At 71.8% G+C, this 19,569-nt stretch carries 20 protein-coding genes; 7 read left to right on the top strand and 13 right to left on the bottom strand.

Annotated features, from left to right (window positions below; translation table 11 throughout):
• Positions 1-44 precede the first annotated feature (44 nt).
• The gene (locus AC3RKB_RS02625; RefSeq protein WP_491434420.1) at positions 45-479 is read left to right on the top strand and encodes a hypothetical protein; all 435 of its coding nucleotides are present in this window, start codon (positions 45-47) and stop codon (positions 477-479) included.
• Positions 480-528: 49 nt separating this feature from the next.
• Positions 529-1,641 carry an epoxide hydrolase family protein gene (locus tag AC3RKB_RS02630; RefSeq protein ID WP_491434421.1) on the top strand — a complete coding sequence of 371 codons (1,113 nt, stop codon included), beginning with the start codon at positions 529-531 and terminating at the stop codon, positions 1,639-1,641.
• 58 nt (positions 1,642-1,699) lie between these two features.
• On the opposite strand, the gene AC3RKB_RS02635 is transcribed toward AC3RKB_RS02630, so the two are convergent.
• The 4 genes from AC3RKB_RS02635 to AC3RKB_RS02650 form a co-directional block, all read right to left on the bottom strand.
• Positions 1,700-2,131 (bottom strand): DUF1761 domain-containing protein, encoded by a 432-nt coding sequence (locus tag AC3RKB_RS02635; RefSeq protein ID WP_491434422.1) that lies wholly within the window; start codon positions 2,129-2,131, stop codon positions 1,700-1,702.
• 232 nt (positions 2,132-2,363) lie between these two features.
• Positions 2,364-2,642, bottom strand: a complete 279-nt coding sequence (locus AC3RKB_RS02640) for a hypothetical protein (protein WP_491434423.1) — start codon at positions 2,640-2,642, stop codon at positions 2,364-2,366.
• A complete protein-coding gene (locus AC3RKB_RS02645) occupies positions 2,639-3,349 on the bottom strand; it encodes an RNA polymerase sigma factor (RefSeq protein WP_491434424.1) in 711 nt (236 codons plus the stop codon). Before AC3RKB_RS02645 ends, AC3RKB_RS02640 begins: the two co-directional genes overlap by 4 nt.
• Entirely contained in the window at positions 3,342-3,575 is a 234-nt protein-coding gene (locus AC3RKB_RS02650) for a hypothetical protein (RefSeq protein WP_491434425.1), read from the bottom strand. The genes AC3RKB_RS02645 and AC3RKB_RS02650 overlap by 8 nt, the downstream gene beginning before the upstream one ends.
• A 176-nt stretch (positions 3,576-3,751) precedes the next feature.
• Here AC3RKB_RS02650 and AC3RKB_RS02655 point away from each other — a divergent pair, with 176 nt between their 5' ends.
• A complete protein-coding gene (locus tag AC3RKB_RS02655; protein WP_491434426.1) occupies positions 3,752-4,465 on the top strand; it encodes a hypothetical protein in 714 nt (237 codons plus the stop codon).
• A 99-nt stretch (positions 4,466-4,564) separates the two neighbouring features.
• On the opposite strand, the gene AC3RKB_RS02660 is transcribed toward AC3RKB_RS02655, so the two are convergent.
• Together AC3RKB_RS02660 and AC3RKB_RS02665 are read right to left on the bottom strand one after the other, a co-directional pair.
• Positions 4,565-5,938: an MFS transporter gene (locus tag AC3RKB_RS02660; RefSeq protein ID WP_491434427.1), complete on the bottom strand. Its 1,374-nt coding sequence runs from the start codon at positions 5,936-5,938 to the stop codon at positions 4,565-4,567.
• 253 nt (positions 5,939-6,191) lie between these two features.
• The gene (locus AC3RKB_RS02665) at positions 6,192-7,496 is read right to left on the bottom strand and encodes an MFS transporter (RefSeq protein WP_491434428.1); all 1,305 of its coding nucleotides are present in this window, start codon (positions 7,494-7,496) and stop codon (positions 6,192-6,194) included.
• 157 nt (positions 7,497-7,653) lie between these two features.
• Here AC3RKB_RS02665 and ppk2 point away from each other — a divergent pair, with 157 nt between their 5' ends.
• Positions 7,654-8,466: a polyphosphate kinase 2 gene (gene ppk2 / locus AC3RKB_RS02670; RefSeq protein ID WP_491434429.1), complete on the top strand. Its 813-nt coding sequence runs from the start codon at positions 7,654-7,656 to the stop codon at positions 8,464-8,466.
• Positions 8,467-8,521: 55 nt separating this feature from the next.
• Here ppk2 and AC3RKB_RS02675 read toward each other — a convergent pair whose 3' ends face one another.
• Entirely contained in the window at positions 8,522-9,697 is a 1,176-nt protein-coding gene (locus AC3RKB_RS02675) for a hypothetical protein (protein WP_491434430.1), read from the bottom strand.
• 261 nt (positions 9,698-9,958) lie between these two features.
• Between AC3RKB_RS02675 and AC3RKB_RS02680 the strand changes: the two genes are divergently transcribed.
• The gene (locus AC3RKB_RS02680) at positions 9,959-10,372 is read left to right on the top strand and encodes a hypothetical protein (RefSeq protein WP_491434431.1); all 414 of its coding nucleotides are present in this window, start codon (positions 9,959-9,961) and stop codon (positions 10,370-10,372) included.
• Between the two features lie 127 nt (positions 10,373-10,499).
• Here AC3RKB_RS02680 and AC3RKB_RS02685 read toward each other — a convergent pair whose 3' ends face one another.
• Positions 10,500-10,691: a hypothetical protein gene (locus tag AC3RKB_RS02685; protein WP_491434432.1), complete on the bottom strand. Its 192-nt coding sequence runs from the start codon at positions 10,689-10,691 to the stop codon at positions 10,500-10,502.
• A 431-nt stretch (positions 10,692-11,122) separates the two neighbouring features.
• Here AC3RKB_RS02685 and AC3RKB_RS02690 point away from each other — a divergent pair, with 431 nt between their 5' ends.
• Positions 11,123-12,166: an IS110 family RNA-guided transposase gene (locus AC3RKB_RS02690; RefSeq protein WP_491434433.1), complete on the top strand. Its 1,044-nt coding sequence runs from the start codon at positions 11,123-11,125 to the stop codon at positions 12,164-12,166.
• A gap of 47 nt (positions 12,167-12,213) precedes the next feature.
• Here the strand turns inward: AC3RKB_RS02690 and AC3RKB_RS02695 are convergent, their stop codons facing one another.
• From AC3RKB_RS02695 to panD, 3 genes are all read right to left on the bottom strand, one after another.
• Complete coding sequence (locus AC3RKB_RS02695; RefSeq protein WP_491434434.1) at positions 12,214-14,448, bottom strand: S8/S53 family peptidase; 2,235 nt, start codon at positions 14,446-14,448, stop codon at positions 12,214-12,216.
• A 129-nt stretch (positions 14,449-14,577) separates the two neighbouring features.
• Entirely contained in the window at positions 14,578-15,912 is a 1,335-nt protein-coding gene (locus AC3RKB_RS02700; protein ID WP_491434435.1) for a type I glutamate--ammonia ligase, read from the bottom strand.
• Positions 15,913-16,013: 101 nt separating this feature from the next.
• Positions 16,014-16,439, bottom strand: coding sequence for an aspartate 1-decarboxylase (gene panD, locus AC3RKB_RS02705; RefSeq protein ID WP_491434436.1), 426 nt, complete (start codon positions 16,437-16,439; stop codon positions 16,014-16,016).
• Positions 16,440-16,742: 303 nt separating this feature from the next.
• On the opposite strand from panD, the gene AC3RKB_RS02710 reads away from it, so the two are divergent.
• Positions 16,743-17,819, top strand: coding sequence for an NAD(P)H-dependent flavin oxidoreductase (locus tag AC3RKB_RS02710; RefSeq protein ID WP_491434437.1), 1,077 nt, complete (start codon positions 16,743-16,745; stop codon positions 17,817-17,819).
• Positions 17,820-17,878: 59 nt separating this feature from the next.
• On the opposite strand, the gene AC3RKB_RS02715 is transcribed toward AC3RKB_RS02710, so the two are convergent.
• Positions 17,879-18,433 (bottom strand): dihydrofolate reductase family protein, encoded by a 555-nt coding sequence (locus tag AC3RKB_RS02715; protein ID WP_491434438.1) that lies wholly within the window; start codon positions 18,431-18,433, stop codon positions 17,879-17,881.
• 93 nt (positions 18,434-18,526) lie between these two features.
• Positions 18,527-19,498 carry a DMT family transporter gene (locus tag AC3RKB_RS02720; protein ID WP_491434439.1) on the bottom strand — a complete coding sequence of 324 codons (972 nt, stop codon included), beginning with the start codon at positions 19,496-19,498 and terminating at the stop codon, positions 18,527-18,529.
• Positions 19,499-19,569 lie beyond the last annotated feature (71 nt).

Consider the following 19,569-nt stretch of genomic DNA (forward strand, 5'->3'; position numbering starts at 1 on the left):
TGGCGCCATCCGGATCGCGCGACGCCCACCCCTACGCTGACGGCATGACCGAACCGAGCATGCCGTCGCGCCTTCGCATCCGCTGGGGCTGGTTCGTCGGATGCATCGTGCTCGGTCTCGCCAGCATCCTCGTGGGACTCCTCGTCGCACCGGTCGGCGATCGGCCGACGTATCTCGCCGGCGTGCTCGGCGGGGTCGGCACCACGCTGCTGCTCGTCGGGATCGTGGTGCTCCTCGAGCGCCGGATCGTGGACACCGCCGTCCGGGCCGTGCACGACGCCGCCGAGCAGGCGCGCCTGCGCACTGATGAGGCGATGCGAGCGCAGGTCCGCGACCTCGAGGACCGCATCGCCGATCTCTGGGCGACGACCGCGACGCCCGAAGACGCGGCCGCGAAGAGCGAGCAGACACGTCGCATGGCCGACGAATTCACCAGGCGGGTCGTCGACGAGTACACCGACGACGATGGCACGCCGTAGTCGTCACCCGTGCCGCGTCCGTGTCAGCGGTACCGCCTACGTTCAGACCATGACGGCGCCCGAACCCTTCACCATCCGCGTGCCCGACGACGTCCTCAACGACGTGCACGCCCGGTTGAATCGCACCCGCATCCTCGACGACTCGCCGCGGAAGCCGCCCTCCGGCATGAGTGCGGTGTACCTGCGCGAGCTCGTCGACGCGTGGCGGAACTGGGACTGGCGCGCCCGAGAGACCTGGCTCAATCGCCATCCGCAGTTCACCGTGCAGATCGACGACGCCCGCGCGCACTTCGTGCACCTGCGGTCCGAACGACCCGATGCGCCCGCGCTGCTCGTGATGCACGGGTGGCCGCACACCTTCGCGCTGCAGCTCGACTTCGCCGACCTGCTGCCCGACGTGCACGTAGTGGTCGCCAGCCTGCCCGGGTTCGGGTTCTCGTCGCCGTACGCCGACGGCCCGATGACCGAACGCCGGATGGCTGACACCATGCACCGCCTCATGACCGACGTGCTCGGCTACACGGGATACGTCACCTACGGCGAGGATGTCACGGCGAACGTCAGCGACCTCATCGCCGCGAGCTTCCCCGAGCACGTCGCCGGCATCGTCGCGACGCACGCGCACTTCCCGACCTACGCCGAGCGCGAGGCGCTCACCGATCCCGACGAGCACGCCTTCTTCGCAGCCCTCGCCGAGAAGCACGAAACGGATGGCGCCTACGGCCACGTGCAGTCGACCAGGCCCGACACGCTCGCAGTCGCCCTGAACGACTCCCCCGCGGGCCTGCTCGCCTGGCTCGCCGAGAAGCTCGTCGAGTGGAGCGACACCCCGCCCGGCGATCCGGCCGCCGTCGAGCGCCGCATCTCGCGCGACCGCATCCTCACCGAGGCGATGATCTACTGGGTCACCCAGTCGATCCAGTCGTCGTTCCGCCCGTACTACGAGGGCGCCGACGCCGTCGATCCGATTCCGCCCGTGTCGGTGCCGGCGGCGGTGTGGATCCAGCGGCACGAGGGCACGTATCCCGAATCGCTCGCCCGGTCGTTCTACCGCGACCTGCGCTGGTTCGACCGGCTCGACGAGGGCGGGCACTTCGCCGCGGCCGAGGCGCCCGAGGAGATGGCCGGGCGGATGCGACGGTTCCTCGCGATGCTCGGTTGATCGAGCACCCCACGTCGGCGTGGGCGTCGGCGTGGGCGAGACCCCGGGCCTCCGCAGCTCAGACCGTACCGGCCGGCGGCCACACCCCGATGATCAGGCCCATGACGACGAGCGTCACGAGCTCGTGCGCGATGTTGATGATGGTCAGCGTCGACGGGCGGCCCTCGAACGCGTCGTGCGTGATGAACCGCGCCGCCGTGAACCCCGCCCACAGGATCAGCGCCGTGAACAGCGCCGCCATCAGGTAGCCGCCGCCGTAGAAGTGCCACGAGATCGTCGAGGCGCCCGCAAGCACCCAGGCCGTGATGAAGCTGACGATCACCGTCACCACGATCGGCATCACGGCGCTCGCGGCCGGACGATCCATGTCGACCTTCGCGAGCTTCGCCCAGCGCGTGCCGAACACCTTCGGCGTGTACCAGATCGAGCCGACCACCATGCTCGACGCCGTCGCCAGCAGCACCGCCCAGTAGTTGATCTCGGGAACCATCTCCGCCTCCTCGCCGCGGCCGAGGCCGCCTCTCGCTGCGCTGCGCCGGGGTGCGCCGCCTGTCGCTGCGCGAGCAGCGTACTCCCGCCCTGCTGCCCGGCGTGCGCAGCGCGCCGACACGCTGCACCCGGTCCGCTGGGCACGCACGGGCGAGCGACCCGGCCAGGACGCCGTTCCGGGTTCTCGACCGACGATCGTGCACGGCCCACGCACGACCCCAGCACGGCTCCGCTCACCGGCCGAGTGCGCCATCCAGCCGGGTGACCGCCTCGGCGGCCGAGAGGCGATACTCCTCGGCGATCAGCGCGGCCAGCGATCGCGCCTCCTCGAGGCAGGCGCCGCACCCGCGCAGGTGCACGCGCAGAGGTTCGGTCAGCGGCCCGGTCGAACCGAGGAGGCCCTCGACGGCGGCATCGACCTGGTCGAAGCAGTCGTCGCACGAGAGCCACGGTTCGGTGTCGGCCGTCAGGCGCGCGATCGCCTCGGCGCTCAACCTCCCGTCTCCGGTCATCGGTCCACCTCCTTCGAGCCGTGCTCCCTCAGGAACCCGCGCTCCGCGAGGAACGCGCGCAACCGTTGCCGCCCATCATGCAGGGTCTTGTACAACGCCCCGCGATTCGTGCCCAGCCGCTCGGCCAGCACGTCGATGGGCACGCCGTCGACGAGCACCGCGAGCATGATCCGTCGCTGGTGCGGTGTGACCGCCACCGCGAGTCCGTTGCGCACCGCCCGGCCGAGCTCGCGCAACTCCGCATGCGCCTCGGGCGATGGCAGGACGGCGTCGCGGCGATCGGGCAGGTCGGTGAGCTCGATCTCCCGGTCGTGCCACGCGGCGCGCCGCACCTCGACACCGGCCTGCAGGATGGCGAACTTGAAGGCCCACGTCGTGAACCGGCTGCGCCCCTCGAAGGTGGCCAGCCGCGACAGCACCGACACGGTCGCCTCGTCGGCCGCCGAATGCACGACCTCGTCGCGCCGAGCCGCTCCGAGGCCGACCGCCTCGGGCATCCGCCCGACCTGGTGCCGGGCCGCACGCAGCATCAGCCGGTGCAGGTCGCCCACCGCCGCGTCGCGCACGTGTCCGGTCGCCGAGAGGCGGGCGACCCAGTCCGGGTCGCCGGGCGTGCCATCCGCTCGCCCATGTTCGATGCGGCGGTACGCGGCATCCGGATGTCCCGTGCCGACCATCGCACGGTCGAGGTCGCCCAGCTCACTCACCTCGTGGCCGCCCGTCCGGCTCCACCTCGGCGCCCGCGGCGCGGGCGAGCTCGCGCGCGACGATGATCGCGTGCACGTCGACCGTCTCGTCCGAGGCGAGGCGCTGCGCCGTGACCTCGTCGAGCCCCGCGGCGATGAGCTGCTCGCGGCGCCACCGCAGTGCGCGCCCACGAGGCTGGGAACGCTCCGGTGGCGGCATCCCGCGGATCGCGTCGGAACTGGTCATATGAAGTGAGTGTCGCGAACGCGCCACATCTTACCGAGATGTGCACGACTCCATCCGGCCGGTAAGACCGCCCACCGAACCCGCACCAACACTGCGAGACACCGGCGCCGTCGCGTTCGCGCATCACGATGCACGCGCTCGATCGGCGCACGGGCTCCGACCAGGAAGGAACCATCATGCGCACTCGATCCACGGCCGCGCTTCGTGCGTCCACCGTCTCGCTGATCGCCGCGTTCGCGCTCACCGGCGGCCTGCTCACCGCCTGCAGCCCCAGCGCCGGCGCGGTCGCCGTCGCCGACCGGGCCTCCGCGACGACGCAGACCCATCCCGGCATGTCGCACGAGCTTCCCGACGCGTCGGCCGAGGCGAGCCTGTACGCCGCCATGCGCACGCTCTGGGACCAGCACATGGCCTGGACGTGGTCCACCGTCGTCGCGTTCGCCGAGGACTCGCCCGCGCTCGACCCCACGGTCGCGCGCCTGCTCGCCAACCAGGCCGACATCGGCGACGCCATCGCGCCGTTCTACGGCGAGGAGGCGGCGGCCGAGCTCACCGAGCTGCTGCAGACCCACATCACGCTGGCGGTCCCGGTACTCGGTGCCGCGGAGGCCGGCGACACCAAGGCCTTCGACGCCGCGCTCGACGACTGGTACGCCAACGCGCGCGACATCGCCGACTTCCTCGCCGCCGCGAACAAGGAATGGTCCAAGCGCGACCTGCGCAGCATGATGGAGACCCACATCACGCAGACCACCGCCTACGCGGCCGACGTGCTCGCGGGCGACTACGAGTCCGGCATCGCGAAGTTCGACGAGGCGCAGGCGCACATGGCCGAGATGGCCGACCTGCTCAGCGCCGGCCTGATCGCGCAGTTCCCCGAGCGGTTCTGAGGTCGCGCGTCGATGCACGCCGGCGCGCGCCGGGACCGATGACGACGATGACGACGGATGGCGCGAGCTCGCGCCCGCGCCATCCGCTCGCGTCGACCGTCACACCGCGATCGCCGCGCGTTCCGCCGTGGGCGACGCCGACGCCCCGGCCTCGGACTCGGCTTCGGCCGACTCGAGCGGGTTCGCGATCTCGTCCCGCGTCATCCGCGCCGCGACGATCGCGACCACCCCGATCATCAGCGGCGCGACGCCCGCGATCAGGAACACCACCGGCAGCCCGAGCGACTCCCCCGCCGGCCCGGCGAACGCCATCGACACCGGCATGAACGCGAGCGAGACGAAGAAGTCGAGGCTCGAAACCCGGCCGAGCATCTCTGCCGGCACCCGGCGCTGCAGCAGCGTGCCCCAGATCACGACGCCGCCGTTGAACGCCGCACCGACGAGGAACGCCGCGATCACCATCACCCACACCTGGTCGGTCAGGCCGAACACCGCGAGCGGCACGCAGCCGACCGCCCACAGCAGGTTCATCACGGTCAGGTAGCGCCGCGGCATCCGGAGCGACGCGATGACCGCCGACCCGACCGCGCCGCCGATGCCGAACGCGGCGAGCACCAGCGCGTGCTCCTCGGGTCCGCCGCCGGCGACGTCCTTGATCACGAACGGCACGAGCACCTCGAACGGGCCCATGATCAGCAGGATCAGCAGCGACGCGAACCCCAGCGTGCCCAGCAGCCACGGCGTGCGGGCCATGTAGACGAATCCGTCGCGCACATCGGCGAGCAGTGCCAGGACCGGATGCCGCGGGGCGGCGGCCTGCGCCATCCGCTCGGGGTGCTCGGGGTCGACCCGTTCGGGCTCGCCCTGCTCGGCGTCGCGCGCCGTCGCCTCGGGCACCCTCCACAGGCACGCCGCCGCCGCGACGCCGGTCAGCGCGGTCACGGCCAGCGCCGCCCCGGGCGACGACACCGCGATGAGCGCGCTCGCGAGCGCCGGGCCGCCGGCCTGCATGAGCACGGGCCGCGCCATCCCCTCGAAACCGTTCGCCGCGAGCAGCTGGTCCTCGGGCACGACGCTCGGCAGCAGCGCCGAGTACGCCGGGTAGTAGAGGCCGGCCAGCACGCCGCCGACCAACGCGACCGCCGCGAGCTGCCACACCGCGAGCCCGCCGGCGAGCGAGAGCAGCGCGACGACCCCGACACTCGCGGCGCGCCCGACCTCGACGACGAGCAGGATGCGCCGCTGCGACATCCGATCGGCCAGCGCCCCACCGAGCAGCGTCGTCAGCAGCATGCCGACCGCCGACGCGCCCGCGACGAGCGAGAGCTCAGCCGCCCCGCCGCCGATCGCGACGATCTGCCAGACCAGCGCGACCATCCAGATGCCGGCGCCGACCAGCGACGACACGAGCGCGGCGGCGAGCCAGCGGTAGGCGGGAGTGCGGACGGGGCGGAGTGCCCGGGGTGTCGACATGATCTTCTCCGTGATCGAGGCCTTCGAGAGCGGATGCCGCGGGGCGGCGGGTCTCCCTACTGATGCGTCGAACGGGACGGGTGGGGATCGACACTCCGCTCACCTCGTCGGATGTGGGAGACTCCGTCGACCGATTCACGGTGGTTCCGTCCGGGCGGCATCACCCTGGTGGCGGTACAGCACGCGTGGGACGCTTCGTGCACACCGACATCCGCACGGTGCAGTTCGACTGACGCGACGGCGGATGCCGCGCCTACCCCACCTCGTCGAGCGCCGGCTCCGGCGCCATCCGCCGCGGTGCCCTCCGGATCGAGAAGCTCACGACCGCCGCGACCACGCACAGCCCGGCCGCACCGAACCACGCGAGCGTGTACTCGCCGCTGACATCGCGCACCGCACCGGCCGCGGTCGCCGCGATCGCGGCGCCGACCTGATGCGCGGCGAACACCCAGCCGAACACCACGGGCCCGTCGGCCCCGAAGAGCTCGCGGCACAGCACGACCGTGGGCGGCACGGTGGCGACCCAGTCGAGCCCGTAGATCACGACGAAGAGGATCATCGGCGGGTGCACCGCATCCGACAGCAGGAACGGCAGCGCGAGCAGGCCGAGGCCGCGACCCGCGTAGTAGACGGCGAGCAGCAGCCGGGGGTTCACCCGGTCGGTGAGCCATCCGGAGGCGATCGTGCCGACGATGTCGAAGATGCCGACCAGCGCGAGCAGGCCCGCCGCGGTCGTCTCCGCCATGCCGTGGTCGTGCGCGCTCGGGATGAAGTGCGTGCCGACGAGCCCGTTCGTCGTCGCGCCGCAGATCGCGAAGCCGGCCACGAGCGCCCAGAACGTGCGCTCGCGCGAGGCGCGGCGCAGGGTCGACAGGGCCGTGCGCACCGGGTTGCCCTGCGGCGGCGCCTCGTGGCGGTATCCGGATGGCGCACCGTAGGGCGTCATCCCGATGTCGGCCGGGCTGTTGCGCAGCCAGATGAGCACGAGCGGCACCACGGCGAGCGCACCGGCCGCGACGAGGAGCGAGGCGGCGCGCCATCCGCTCTGCTCGACCAGGATCGCGATGAACGGCAGGAACGCCAGCTGCCCCGTCGCGCTGCCCGCGGTGAGGACGCCGACGACGAGGCCGCGCCGCTGCACGAACCACTGGTCGGCGACGGTGGCGGCGAACACGAGCGCCATCGAGCCCGTGCCGAGCCCGATCATCAGGCCCCAGGTGAGCACGAGCATCCACGGCGCGGTCGCGATCACGCTGAGCCCGGCGCCCGCGGCGACGAGCAGCAGCGCGGCCGTCGTCACGCGGCGCAGGCCGAACTTCGCCATGAGCGCCGCGGCGAACGGCGCGGTCAGGCCGAACAGCAGCAGGTTGACGGTCACGGCGACCGAGAGCTCGGTGCGCGACCAGCCGAACTCCTCCTCGAGCGGCAGCATGAGCACGCTCGGCGCGGCGCGGAACCCGGCGGCGCCGACGAGCGCGAGGAACGCGACGGCGGCGACGATCCATGCGGGATGGATGCGGCGGGGGCGCGTGGCGGGGGCCTGCGGGTCGAGCGTCACGCGTCCAAGACTGCGGCATCGGACGGTCGGCCGGATGCCGCAGCCAAGAGATCAGCCGGAATTCGACGAACGATGACCGGAACCGCCTCGACGGCTGCTGCCGGTCGCGCCGCGTCGCGCCGCGCCATCCGCTCTAGGCTTCATCTCAGGGGTGCCGATGACCAGACGGATGCCGAAGGCGCTGTACGAGCGGGAACTGCGGAACCTGCAGGCGCAGCTCGTGGACATGCAGGCGTGGGTGCAGCATTCGGGCGCCCGGATCGTGGTGATCTTCGAGGGGCGGGATGCCGCGGGCAAGGGCTCCACGATCAAGCGCGTGACCGAGTACATGAACCCGCGCGTCACGCGCATCGTCGCGCTGCCCACGCCGAGCGCGCGCGACAAGACGCGCTGGTACTTCCAGCGGTACGTGCCGCACCTGCCCGCGGGCGGCGAGATCGTGCTCATGGACCGGTCCTGGTACAACCGGGCCGGCGTCGAACGGGTCATGGGGTACTGCACGAACGAGGAGTACCAGCGCTTCCTGCACCAGGCGCCGATCTTCGAGCGGATGCTCGTCGACGACGGCATCATCCTGCTCAAGTACTGGTTCAGCGTGTCGGATGTCGTGCAGGAGGAGCGGTTCCGGTCGCGGGCCGACGATCCGATGCGGCGGTGGAAGCTCAGCCCGAACGACGTGCTCTCGATCACGAAATGGGAGGAGTACTCGCGCGCGAAGGACAACATGATCCTCCACACCGACATCGCCGAGGCGCCCTGGTACGAGGTCGAGAGCGACGACAAGCGGACCTCGCGGATCAACATGATCGCGCACCTGCTGTCGAAGGTGCCGTGGGAGCCCGTCGAGTACGAGCCGATCGAGATCCCGCCGCGACCGCCGGCCGGGGCGTACGAACGGCCGCCGCGGACATGGACGAACTCGGTGCCCGACTACGCCGCCGAGGTGGTCAAGCGGCACGCGGCGGGGTGAGCGTCGGCGTCGGCGTCGGCGTCGCTTCGCGGGTGAGCGCGCCGTCTGCGGCGCCTCAGTGCGAGCCGAGCGCGCGGCGCGCGATGCGGTACTTCTCGATGAGACGCAGCTGCACGTCGTAGTCGAGGCGGCGCAGGCGCCAGCGCGCGGTGTTGTCGTCGATGTCGGCGAGCTTCACCCGGCGCGCCGTCGGGTCGCGACGGATCCGTGCGTAGTACTCGTCGGCCGGGACCTCCGGAGTGCGCGTGAGCAGTTCGACGACCTCGACGACCTCGGGCAGTACCCCCGCCTCGAAGAGCTCCTGCGCGGTGACGTCGGTGTCCTCGAGCACGTCGTGCAGCCACGCGGCGGCCGCCGCGACGGGCTCGGCCGTGGGGTCGAAGCGCTCGGCGATGCGTCCCGGGTGGTCGATGTAGGGCATGCCGCTCCGGTCGAGCTTGCCGCGATGCGCCATGAACGCGATGCCCTTCGCGAGGGCGACCTGCTCGAGGGCGTCGGCCGCCGCGATGGGCGCGGGATGCGGGCGCGGTTCCGGCGCGGCTTGCGATAGCGGCTCGGCCTCCTCGACGGCGAGGGCCGGGTCGGATGTCGCGGGGCCGGATGTCGCGGGCTCGGATGCCGCCGGCTCGGCCTGCACGAACGTCGCGCGCCTGGACTCGAGCACCATCGCCTCGAACTCCTCGGTCACCGGGTCCACCTCCTCCGCGGTGGGATAGGACTCGTCCTCCAACTGCGTCACCTCCTCCTCGGGTCCCGCCTCGACGGGCATGGCCGGCACGGCGAGTCCGGCCGGCACGGCGAGTCCGGCCGGTCCTGCGTCCGCGGGCTCGCGCCCGTACGCGCCGTCCGCCGCGACCTCCGCCTCGGCGATCGGATCGCGCCCGCGCACCGGACGCACGAACTGCAACTCGGCCTCCAGTTCGCCGAGCTCGCGCTCGTCGAGCTCGAGCAGCGACCGGGCGCCGTCCTCGCTGCGTCGCTCGAACGACGCCTCGTCGACCTCGTCGAGGCGCGAACCGTCGCGGGTCGTGAAGTACCGCCGCCGCGCGCCATCCGTCACCGCCACGACGACCGCGTCGAACTCGCCGCTGGGCTCAAGACTGCTGAGGAAGTACCGTCGGCGATCGGCGAGCGGATGCCGCGCAACCGGCACCGCGGCCACCTCGACGGGGTGCGCGTGCGCGCCCGCCCGCATGCCCGGGGGCATTGGGTCGTCGTCGGTGGGGGTCAACCGAACTCCTGGGGGCGGCCGGTCCGTCGTGTCGGCGGGCCGTGGGTCGGACGGTCGTCGGGCTTCGTTGCGGGTACGGCGGGCTGGGGACCCGCGCACCAGCGATGCTACGACTTCGCCGCGCGCGCGCGGAACGCGACCCTCGGCACGGCGCAACTTCGGCGGTGCGTCGTTTCACCCCGCATTCGGGGACTCCCGTCCGCTTCCGCTCCGCTGCGAGGATCGAGCCGGTACGTTCGGCAAGCAGGAGGATGAGCGGCGATGTGGACCGATGCGGCCGGCGAGCTGCACGAGGAGCCCGTGAACTGGCGCGAGACGCCCGTCGCCGCCGCAGTCCAGGCGATGGTCGAGCGCCTGCCGGATGACGCGCGCGAACGCTTCTCCGACTGGATGGACGAGGAGCTCGAGAACCTCCGAGACTACGCGCGCGGGCTCGTCGCCGGAGGGCTGGCCGAGGAACCCGACTACCGGTATCGCGCCATCCCCGCGGTCGAGCTGCAGCGCGTCCCCTGGGCATCGGTCCGGGACGTCGCCGGGCTCGAGGCCGCCCTGCGGCGGGTCCCGCCGCGCTGGCGGCTCGACGCGATGTTCATCGTCGAGGACGCGTTCGACGCGAACCGGCCGCCCAAGCCGCGATTCCGGCTCCGCGACCTGTGGGACGCCTTCACGTTCTGATCGCGCGGCCGCGTGATCACAGGAGAAGCGACGACATACAGGACCGCACCCATCGGCGGCGTCTGTACCTCGCCGGGATTCCTGTGAACCGACAGGGGCCGCGAGGCGAAGAGCGGGGCACGCCGCGTCAGGCGGCCTCGGGGCGCTCGCCCTTCAGTTCGAAGTAGCGCTCCGCGTGCGACTGCGCGCCGTCGAGATCGCCCGTGAGGAGCGCCTCGGCACACTCGCGCGCGGCCTCATCGAGCTCGAGTTCGCGCTCGGCGCCCGCCGTGGTTTCGCGCAAGGCGCGTGTGAGTCGATTCCGGTCGTCGTAGATCACGTACTCCCCCAATGCGTCGACTGACTGATCGTGACATCGTCGTCAACCGGTGGAGGCGAAGATACCGGTCCCGCGCCTCGCTGCCAAGCACCAACCCGCCGGTGCACCCGGTAGCCGAGTATCCCCGGTATACCTTTCTCCCGCCGCCGCGAGGGGAAGCATGGTGCGCTGACTGTGAGGATGGCGTTTGCAGCCTGATGCTGGTGGGCTGTGGTCGGTGGCTTCGAGTGTGACCCTTGCTCTGACTGGCTTCGTGCCTTTCCCGCGACTTGTCCACTCGGGGTTGCCGGCCCCGGCCCGAGTGGAGTGACTGGCCTGATCAGGAGCTTGACCGGCGAACGTTAGCGGCGTTCGTCGTGTCCCGTCACAGTCCTGCCGATTCTCCGACCCGGACCGGGATCCACGTCCCGTCCTGGCAAGGAGAAGAACGCATGAACAGTTTGACCGATCTGGTCGAGGTCGTCATCGGTGTCGACACGCACGTCTTGACCCACACCGCTGCTGTGGTCGATGCAGGAACGGGTGGTGTCCTGGCCCAGCTCACCATCGATGCGACCGGGGCCGGCTACGCCGAGTTGGTCGAGTTCGCTGACGGTCACGCGGGCCTGCGGGCGTGGGCGATCGAGGGAACCGGAGGACACGGCGCAGGGCTCACCCGCCACCTCGAAGGGCGGGGTGAGCTGGTCATCGAACTCGATCGACCGGAGCGGGCGCACCGTCGCAACGGCGCGAAGTCCGACTCGCTGGATGCGATCCGCGCTGCTCGAGAAGCCTTGTCGCGCAGCCGGTTGGGTACCCCGCGGACCGCTGGTGACCGGCAGGCGCTGTCTGTGTTGCTGGCTGCCCGCAGGTCCGCTGTCGGCGCGTGCACCGACGCGCAACGGCAGGTGTTCAGCCTTGTCATCGCCGCCCCGGAACCGATTCGGGTCAAGCTGCGCGGGTTGAAGCTGCCCGCCATGCTCCGAGCCGCCGCGAAGATGCGCCTGCACTCATCGTGGGATCTGGAAACCACGACAACGGTCACCGTGCTGCGCACCATCGCCCGGCGCGCCCTCGATCTGACGGAGGAGGCCGCCGGGCACGAGAAGGAGATCCTCCGCATCGTCCGGTCCATGCGCGCCGACCTACTCGAGCAGAAGGGCATCGGCCCCATCAACGCCGCCGTGATCCTCTGCGCCTGGTCACACCCCGGCCGTATTCACTCCGAGGCCGCGTTCGCGATGCTCGGCGGCGTCGCCCCGATCCCCGCGACCAGCAGTCAAGTCGTGAACCGGCACCGCCTCAACCGTTATGGCGATCGCCAGCTGAACCGCGCACTGCACAACATCGTCCTCTCACGGCTCCGATACGACGACCGAACCCGCACCTACGCCGACCGCCGCACCCGCGAAGGCCGGACTCGACGCGAGATCATCCGCTGCCTCAAGCGCTACATCGCCCGCGACCTCTACCGACTCCTCGAACACCCCGCTTGACATCCATAGGAGCGTCGGCGGCACACGCCGCCCGCCATCCACCCCGCTCAGATGTCGAAGAACCCCGCGATCGGGCGCTCGAAGGCTAGGTCGGTCAGGTCGAGCAGGTCGCGGAGTCCGCCCGTGACGGTCCACGCGATGCCATACCACGTCCATCCGGTGCCCGACCAGCGCCGGATCCGGATCGTGTACTCCTCGCCGCGGCGCGCGTCGAACTCGGCGATCTCGTAGCTGTTGTCCCAGGACTGGCTGTGGGCCACGAGCCATCCGCTCGAATCGAAGATGCGCAGGTCGAGGTCCTGCCGGAGCGTCGAGCTGATCGGGATGCGGATGCCGAGGAACGAGAACTCGACGACCTCGCTGTCCCACGCGAGCGCGACCTTGACGTGACGCGGACCGAGCGGCCACTCGGGCACCACGACGCGGTAGACGAACTCCGCGTCGCCGTTGCGGTCGACGTCTGCGTCGGCGAACACGCCGACGTCCCAGCCGCGGCGGGTCGCGGCGGCGTTGCGTGACCGGCGCTGCTGCACGATGCGGTGCGACTCGAGCGCGTTGGCGGCACCCGACCCGTCCGAGCCGTCGACCGACGACGCGACATCCTGCCACCAGGTCGAGTCCGAGATGTTACGGCCCGCGCCGGCGAGCAGGATGGCGCGACATCCCTCGGGCCACGACCGCAGCACGCCGTCCTCGGCCTGCAGCTGGGCCGCGATGCCGGCGACCGCGGGCGACGCGAAGCTCGTGCCGCTGTCGCTCGTGCCCACCGCCGAGACCCCGGTGCCGTTCGCGGCGATCTCGGGCAGCTCGCGATCGTCGTGCGCCGAGGCCGGGTTGCGGAACACCGACGTGCTCGAGAGCGCCGACGCGTCGTCGTTGTGGTTCGCGACCGCGATCGAGTTGAAGCCCTTGTGATTGACGTACTCGTCGTCGCCGCCGTTGCCCGCAGCCTGCACGATCGTCGGGTAGGGCGGGCGCAGGATCAGCCAGTCCTTGTAGACGTCGTCGAACGACATGCCGCTCGAGGTCTGCTCGTCGTCGCGATGGAAGCTCTGGTTCACCACCGTGCAGCGCCGGTCGGCGACGGCCCACCGCAGCGCCGCGAGGTCGTACGAGTTCGCCGAGAACAGGCGGCAGTCGGGCGCGTGCCCGTTCGGCAGGTTCGCCTCGGTGTTGCGGATGACGCCGTGCACGAGCCGCGAATGGATCGACGTGTCGCCCGACGCGTCGAAGGTGCCCGCGATCGCGAGGTCGGCGGTCGAGTCGGGGCCGCGCTCCCACACGGCCACGCGGATGCCGCGACCGCGCGCGCCGAGCGCGTGCACGTCGTCGCTGTTCGCGACCGCGATCGAGTCGTCGAGGTCCTCGAAGCCGCGCGCGTCGAAGCGGAAGATCGCGCCGACGCGCGGCAGGTCCTCGATGCGGCGGATGGCGTCGGGCGTGAGGTCGGCGTAGACCAGGGGCGCGAGGCCGTCGGGTACGGCCTCGACGCCGACCGTCGCGAGCTCCTCCCGCAGCGGGTCGACGGCCGAGCGGATGGCGCCCGCCAGGCGTTCGTCGACGCGCGCCGCCGCCGGCTCCTCCGCCGGCTCCTCCCCCGACCCCTCGGCCGACCGGTCACCTGAGCCCTCGGCCGACTTGTCGCCCGGATCGAGCAGGTCGCCCTCGACGCGCGCCCAGATCGCGACCGGGATCCGCTCGTCGCCGGCCGCGCTGCGCAGCACCCGGTCGAGGTCCTCGTCGAGCTTGCCGAACCGCTTCATGCGGGCGGCGAGCACCTCGGCGACCACCTCGTCGGGGTCGATCGCCCGTCCGCGCGAGTCGAACGCCAGCCGCGCGGGCGCTCCCGACTCACGGTCGGTCGCCTTCATGAGCTCGACGAAGTGGTCGTCGCCGGGGTCCTCGAACAGCGGCAGGCGATCGACCATCCACGCGTCGATACGGAGCCGCGACATGGCCTCGATCGCGACGCCGTCGGGCACCTTCGCCGACGACCGGACGAGCGCGAAGCGGATGCTCCCACCCGCCGAGGTGCGCCGCCCGCGGCTGGCCAGCTCGTCGACCGAGAAGTCGTACCATCCGGGTGTCGCGTGCTTCGACGGCGTCCACGTGAGCCGGCGGCGGTCGTCGCCGAGCGTGAGCCGGCCCTGCACCCCTCGCGCGCCGACGGAGCGTTCCAGCCCGTCCTCGTCGATGGGCTCGGCGGTCTCGATCACGACCGCCGAGCCGATGAGCAGGATCTCGTCCGGAACGAGGCTGATCCGCTCGATTCCCGTGATCATGGCGACCTCCCGAGTGCTCCCGAGTGCTCCTCAGGCCAGTCGTACTCGCGTCGACGGGAACTGACAACCCCTCAGTTCATGGGATGTGCCTGGCGGCTCGCCGCCGCGAACGCCGCGAGGCGCTCCTGCTCAGTACCGCCAGCGCACCACTTCGGCGACCGCCTCGGGCCGCATCTCGCCGTACGCCTCCCACTCGTGCTGACGCGTCGCGACGTAGGCGTCGAGCAGCACGTCGCCGAACACGCCGCGGTAGAACCGGCTCGACTCGAGCCGGTGCAGCGCCGAGCCGAGGTCGGCGGGCAAGGGCCGGATGCCGGCCGCACGACGCTCCTCGGCGGTCAGCGTGCTCGGGTCGACGTGCACGGGCTCGGGTAGCCGCGCGCCCCGCGCGACCCCGTCGAGTGCGGCCGCGAGGATCGCGGCCACGGCGAGGTAGGGGTTGGCGGCGCCATCCACGGGCTTGACCTCGATGTTGGACTGCTCGGCGCCCATGCCCGCCTGGCCGCGCACGAACCGGATCGCCGCCTCGCGGTTCGCCGGGCCCCAGCACACGTCGGCGCCGGCCCACGTGTGCGGGCGCAGCCGGGCGAACGAGAGCACGCTGCCGCCGAGCAGCGCGACGCCCTCCTCGAGCCGGTCGAGGATGCCCGCGATCATGCGGCCGCCGTCCTCCGAGACCCCGTGGGGCGCGGCCGGATCGGCGAAGAGGTTGCGACCCTCGCGCGTCGCCGACAGGTGCACGTGGCATCCGTTCGTCGCCCCGCCCACGATCGGCACGGGTGCGAAGGAGACCAGCAGCCCGTGCGCCTGCGCGACGCGCGTGAGCACGACGCGCGCGAGCGCCAGGTCGTCGACCGCCGCGAGCGGGTCGCGCGGCGCGAACGCGAACTCGAGCTGGCCGTTGCCGAACTCCGGATGCATCTGCTCGACGGGCACGCCCGCGAAGTCGAGCGCGGCGAGCGCGGCCAGCGCGAATGCCTCGACCTCGAGCACGGCGCGCGTCGAGTAGGCGGGGCCGGATGTCGCGGTGACCAGGTCGTGCGGTGTGCCGCGGAACACGCTGCACTCGAGCTCGAACCCGACCGAGAACGTCAGGCGGGCGTCGTGCGCGTCGTCGACCACGCGGCGCAGCGCCGACCGCGTGCACGCCGGGTGCACGGTGCCGTCGAGCGCGTACAGGTCGGCGGGCGCCCACGCGAGCCCCGACGCGGCGTCGAGCAGCGCCATCGACGAGATGTCGGCGATGCCGCGCAGGTCGCCCACGACGGGGTCGAGCTCGGGGGTCGAGTTGAGGTGGTCGTCGACCGAGAACAGGAAGCCGGCGCTGTTCGAGATCGTGACGCCGTGCGTGCTCGCCGATAGCAGGCGGCGGTGCGGCAGCACCTTCACGCGCGAGATGCCCGCGTTGTCGATGTGCGAGACGAGGAGGGCTCGGATGTCGTCGAAGCGGACGGCACGGTTCATCCGGGTCTCCTCACCCGCCGGCTGGGTCGCGTGCGGATCGCGGGCGGCGGCTCGGGATCAGTATGCACCCGGCGCGTTTCGGGGGCTTTTCGTGTCGGTGGCTACCCCACGTACACGTGCGGCGGCACCATCACGCCGTCGACGACGGCGGCCGCGGCATCCGTTCCCAGCAGGGCGATGCGGTTCGCCGCATCGACGTGCACGACGCGCGGCGCGAACGCCGCGGCATCCGTCGACTCGACCGAGGCCCACGAGATGACGATCACGAGGTCGCCGGCGGCCGCGAGCCGCGCGGCGGCGCCGTTCACGCCGATCACGCCCGAGCCGCGCTCGCCCGCGATCACGTACGTCTCGAAGCGCGCCCCGGTGTTGATGTTCACGACCGAGACGAGCTCGCCCGGCAGCAGGTCGGCCGCGTCGAGCAGGTCGAGGTCGACCGTGAGCGAGCCCACGTAGTGCAGGTCGGCATGGGTGACGGTCGCGCGGTGGATCTTCGACTTGAGCATCGTGCGGCGGAAGCTGGGCATGCCTCGATCCTCGCGCCGGAGCGGCGGAGGGTGTCCTCCGGAGTAACACAACGGCACGCTCACGCGTCACAATTGCGGCGTGGACGATCGCGACGGGTCATTCGGCACTCGCCCCCGACCCGATCGGGAGCAGGATGGAGTCAGCGGCGACGTCTGCTGGCTCGCGGCGACCTGCGACGAGTGCGGGGCACTCGTCGAGGGAGGCACGTGCTGGAGCTGCGGAACCCGTCGCTCGGAGTGACCACACCGGGGCGCTCCGTCCGGCCCCGCCGCGCGGCCGGAGACGCGAGAGCGGAGGACGACATGACGGATGCGACGCACGCGACCTCCCGCCTGGTCGAACTGCTCGGCGTCCGCCATCCGATCGTGCTCGGGCCGTTCGGCGGGCTGTCGTCGGTCGAGCTGACCGCGACCGTGAGCGAACTCGGCGGGCTCGGCTCGTACGGCCTCTACGGGTACGACGCCGAGCGCATCGTCCGCACGGGCGCCGAACTCCGGGCCGCGACGAGCGCGCCGTTCGCGCTCAACCTGTGGCTGCCGCTGTCGACGGATGGCCCGCCGCCGCCGGGCGCGTTCGAGCGTGCCGTCGAGGCCGTCCGCCCCCTCTACAACCGGGTCGACACGCCCGTGCCGACCGCGCCGCCCGAACGGTACATGCCGCCGTTCAAGGAGCAGTGGGACGCGGTGCTCGAGGTTCGGCCAGCGGTCGTGAGCTTCGTGTACGGCGTGCCGCCGGCGCACGTGGTGGAGCGCGCCCGCGAACGCGGCATGAAGCTGGTCGGCACCGCCACCACGGTCGCCGAGGCGGTCGCGCTGGCCGCGGGCGGCGTGGATGCGATCGTCGCGACCGGGCTCGAGGCAGCCGGCCACCGGGTCGCGTTCCTCCGCGCCCCCGAGGACTCGCTCGTCGGGTCGATCTCGCTGATCCCGCAGGTCGTCGACGCGGTCGACGTGCCCGTGATCGCTGCGGGCGGCATCGCCGACCGGCGCGGCGTCGCGGCGGCCCTCGCGCTCGGCGCCGGGGGCGTGCAGGTCGGCACCGCGTTCCTGCACACCCGGCAGTCGGCGGCGATCGACGCGTACCGGCGCGCGATCGAGTCGACGCCCGCCGAGGACACCGTGCTCACTCGCGCGATGAGCGGACGCCTCGCGCGCGGCGCCCCGAATCGCGCCATCCGCGAGATCGAGGCGGATGGCGCGATCGCGCCGTTCCCCATCCAGAACTGGCTCACGAGCGGGTTCCGGAACGTGGCCGCGCGCCTCGGCAAGGGCGACCTGCTGTCGCTGTGGATGGGGCAGTCGGCGCGGCTCGCGGTGCACGACGATGCGCGCGACGTGTTCGCCGAGCTCCTCGCGGGCGTGCCGGGCGAGCAGTCCTGAGCGGATGGCGCGAGCCGCGCCATCCGCCCAGCCGTCGCCCCGCTCCGCCCCGCCCCGCCTCAGCGCACCACGTCGAAGACGTTCTTCACTACGCCGTTCGAGTAGGCCTCGTGCTCGACGAGCTTCAGCGTGCCCTGCGCGCGGCCGTCGAAGAGGCGCTTGCCCTCGCCGAGCGTGACGGGGAAGACGAGCAGGTGGTACCGGTCGACCAGGCCCGCCTCGGCCAGGCCCTGTGCGAGCGTCGCGCTCCCGTGCACGATGATCGGGCCGCCGTCACCCTGCTTCAGCTCAGCCACCTCGTCGAGCGAGCGCAGCACGGTCGTGTTGTTCCACTCGGGGTCGGTGAGCGTCGAGGAGACGACGTACTTCGGCATCGCGTTGTACTCGGCGAACTCCTCCTCCATGCTCGGCCAGACGGGTGCGAACTCCTCGTAGCTGACGCGGCCGATGAGCATCGCGGCGGCCTCCTGCTGCTCGCGGCCCTTGATCTCGTAGGCCTCCTCGACGAACGGGACCTCCTTGAAGGTCCAGCCGGCGCGCGGGTGGTCGCCGCCGCCGGGCGAGTCGACGATGCCGTCGAGGGTGATGAACTCGGTGACGATGAGGGTGCGCATGTCGGTCTCCTGTGCGGGTCGGTGCGGGCGGTCCATCCGCCCTCACTCTGGACGTCGAACGGGATGCCGCGCGATCGACACGGCCCCCGGGAATCATCGACGTGGTCGTTCGACGGCGGTGTCGACGGCGCCGGCCGACGACGGCGCGCCCGGCTCGGCCGCCTGCTCGGCGCAGGCCTCCTCGACGCCTTCGGCGGCGACCAGCTCCTTCCGCTTCCGCGTCACGAGGAAGGAGCCGAGGAGGACCAGCGCGAATCCGACGATGGTCCACACCGTGACCCGCTCGCCGAGGATGAGCGCGCCGGCGAGGATCGCGACCGCCGGGTTGACATAGGTGATCGCCGTCGCCTTGACCGGCCCGATCTCGCCGATGAGGGCGACCATGAGCAGGAACGCGAGCGCGCTGCAGATCACGGCGAGCACGACGATGGACACGATGACGGCGGTCGAAGGCCAGGCCGAGGGCCAGGCACCGGTGACGAGCACGAACGGCACGTACACGATCGCGGTGGCGGCGAGCGATACCGCGACCACGCCGACGCCGGGCAGGTCGGGCATCCAGCGCGCGAGGATCGCCGGGCCGAGCGCGTAGCCGACCACGACGACCGCCATCTCGGCGACCGCGATCAGGTCGGAACCCGCGATGTCGAGCCCGACGAGCGCGGCCACGCCCAGCATGCCGAACGCGATGCCGAGCCAGTTCAGGCGCGTGAGCCGCTCGGGCCGGCCCATGATGAACGCGATCGCCACGCCGACGAGCGGCACCGTGGCCAGGAGCAGCCCCGCCGTCGAACTGGGCAGCCGCTGCTCGGCCGAGCTGAGGAAGTACCACGGCAGGATGATCTCGACGACCGTGTAGGCGAGCATCGGCTTCCACCGCCGCACCACCTGCCACACCTCGCGGCGGAAGAACGCGAGCGGCATCAGCAGCAGCGCGGCCAGCGCCGACCGGCCCAGCACGACCATCGCCGGTTCGAGCTCGCTCACCGCCACCTTGATGAACAGGTACGGGATGCCCCAGGCGATGCCGAGCGCCGCGAAGAGGAAGAGTCCGCGTCGAGTCACCCGCTCAGTCTGGCGGGTGCCTCCGACACGGCGCGACGGCTCGGACTGCCGAATCGGGACTCGGAACCGCC

It is taken from the genome of Agromyces capsici, assembly GCF_058349965.1.

Bases quoted from the DNA above. Each gene is read 5' to 3' on its own strand.
- AC3RKB_RS02680 (WP_491434431.1), top strand. From the start codon at position 9,959: ATGTGGACCGATGCGGCCGGCGAGCTGCACGAGGAGCCCGTGAACTGG.
- AC3RKB_RS02640 (WP_491434423.1), bottom strand. From the start codon at position 2,642: ATGACCGGAGACGGGAGGTTGAGCGCCGAGGCGATCGCGCGCCTGACG.
- AC3RKB_RS02695 (WP_491434434.1), bottom strand. From the start codon at position 14,448: ATGATCACGGGAATCGAGCGGATCAGCCTCGTTCCGGACGAGATCCTG.
- AC3RKB_RS02710 (WP_491434437.1), top strand. From the start codon at position 16,743: ATGACGGATGCGACGCACGCGACCTCCCGCCTGGTCGAACTGCTCGGC.
- AC3RKB_RS02630 (WP_491434421.1), top strand. From the start codon at position 529: ATGACGGCGCCCGAACCCTTCACCATCCGCGTGCCCGACGACGTCCTC.
- AC3RKB_RS02700 (WP_491434435.1), bottom strand. From the start codon at position 15,912: ATGAACCGTGCCGTCCGCTTCGACGACATCCGAGCCCTCCTCGTCTCG.
- AC3RKB_RS02635 (WP_491434422.1), bottom strand. From the start codon at position 2,131: ATGGTTCCCGAGATCAACTACTGGGCGGTGCTGCTGGCGACGGCGTCG.
- AC3RKB_RS02690 (WP_491434433.1), top strand. From the start codon at position 11,123: ATGAACAGTTTGACCGATCTGGTCGAGGTCGTCATCGGTGTCGACACG.
- AC3RKB_RS02660 (WP_491434427.1), bottom strand. From the start codon at position 5,938: ATGTCGACACCCCGGGCACTCCGCCCCGTCCGCACTCCCGCCTACCGC.
- AC3RKB_RS02625 (WP_491434420.1), top strand. From the start codon at position 45: ATGACCGAACCGAGCATGCCGTCGCGCCTTCGCATCCGCTGGGGCTGG.
- AC3RKB_RS02655 (WP_491434426.1), top strand. From the start codon at position 3,752: ATGCGCACTCGATCCACGGCCGCGCTTCGTGCGTCCACCGTCTCGCTG.
- ppk2 (WP_491434429.1), top strand. From the start codon at position 7,654: ATGACCAGACGGATGCCGAAGGCGCTGTACGAGCGGGAACTGCGGAAC.
- AC3RKB_RS02715 (WP_491434438.1), bottom strand. From the start codon at position 18,433: ATGCGCACCCTCATCGTCACCGAGTTCATCACCCTCGACGGCATCGTC.
- AC3RKB_RS02650 (WP_491434425.1), bottom strand. From the start codon at position 3,575: ATGACCAGTTCCGACGCGATCCGCGGGATGCCGCCACCGGAGCGTTCC.
- panD (WP_491434436.1), bottom strand. From the start codon at position 16,439: ATGCCCAGCTTCCGCCGCACGATGCTCAAGTCGAAGATCCACCGCGCG.